3 protein-coding genes and 1 pseudogene are annotated in these 822 nt (G+C 41.6%); all 4 read left to right on the top strand.

What is annotated here, in order from left to right; genetic code table 11:
• Window positions 1-324 (top strand): lysozyme (locus ACNART_RS17860; protein WP_416303682.1); only part of this gene is annotated, 324 nt, incomplete at its 5' end.
• The gene (locus tag ACNART_RS17855; RefSeq protein ID WP_239739126.1) at window positions 306-464 is read left to right on the top strand and encodes a hypothetical protein; all 159 of its coding nucleotides are present in this window, start codon (window positions 306-308) and stop codon (window positions 462-464) included. The genes ACNART_RS17860 and ACNART_RS17855, both read left to right, overlap by 19 nt.
• A gap of 2 nt (window positions 465-466) precedes the next feature.
• A pseudogene (locus ACNART_RS17850) lies at window positions 467-757 on the top strand (lysis system i-spanin subunit Rz); the annotation flags it as partial.
• Window positions 696-822: lysis system o-spanin lipoprotein Rz1 (gene rz1, locus ACNART_RS17845; RefSeq protein ID WP_416303683.1), on the top strand; the 127-nt coding region annotated here is incomplete at its 3' end. The pseudogene ACNART_RS17850 and the gene rz1, both read left to right, overlap by 62 nt.

Below are 822 nucleotides of genomic sequence, written 5' to 3'. Positions count from 1 at the left end.
AAAGACATTATTCAAGGTAAGAGATACACACAACAAGAATGTGATGCGTTATTACAAAACGATTTTATTAAGACACAACAGCAAGTCGATGCATTAATCAAAGTACCACTCGATGACTACACCAAAGCCGCTTTATATTCCTTTGCTTTTAATGTGGGAACAACCGCATTTTCTCGTTCAACATTACTTAAGAAACTAAACGCTGGTGATAGAGCGGGTGCTTGTGAAGAAATGAAACGTTGGGTTTATGCAGGAGGAAAGGTTTGGCGAGGGCTTGTCAGTCGTCGAGAAGCGGAGTCAGCACTATGTCATGGAAACCTTTAATCATCATTATCAGCTTTATCCTCATATTACTCATCACAGTCGCTGGTGGTATTTATCTCTTGATTGATAACTCATGTACTAAAGACCCAGTGAGTTTAGAAAAACGCTGTCAGATTGCACTCTCACATCATCGGTATTAATCATGAAATATGGGAAACTCTATGCTGTCATTGTGATGGTAGGCATCATTGTGGGGGGCTATTGGGTGATTAATTGGCAAGCTAATAGGATTAATTCACTGACAGATACCAACAAAAAACTGACAGTAGCTCTCGAAGAGCAGAAGTCTATTAATACTGATTATCAAGCACGCATAATGCGGTTAAACCAACTGGATATTCAATATACGCAGGAGTTAGCGAATGCCAAGAATGAAATTAGTCGCTTGCGTGATATTAGCGAGCGTCATCCTGAGCGGGTGTACATCAAAGCCGAGTGTCCCAAAGTCAAAACCACTCCCTCCACCAGCTTGGCTTATGCAACCACCGCCCGACCTAC

The sequence above is a fragment of the Proteus sp. LHD240705 genome, from assembly GCF_047921555.1.
Classification (GTDB): Bacteria; Pseudomonadota; Gammaproteobacteria; order Enterobacterales; family Enterobacteriaceae; genus Proteus.
This window is presented reverse-complemented; position numbering and strand designations above follow the sequence as displayed.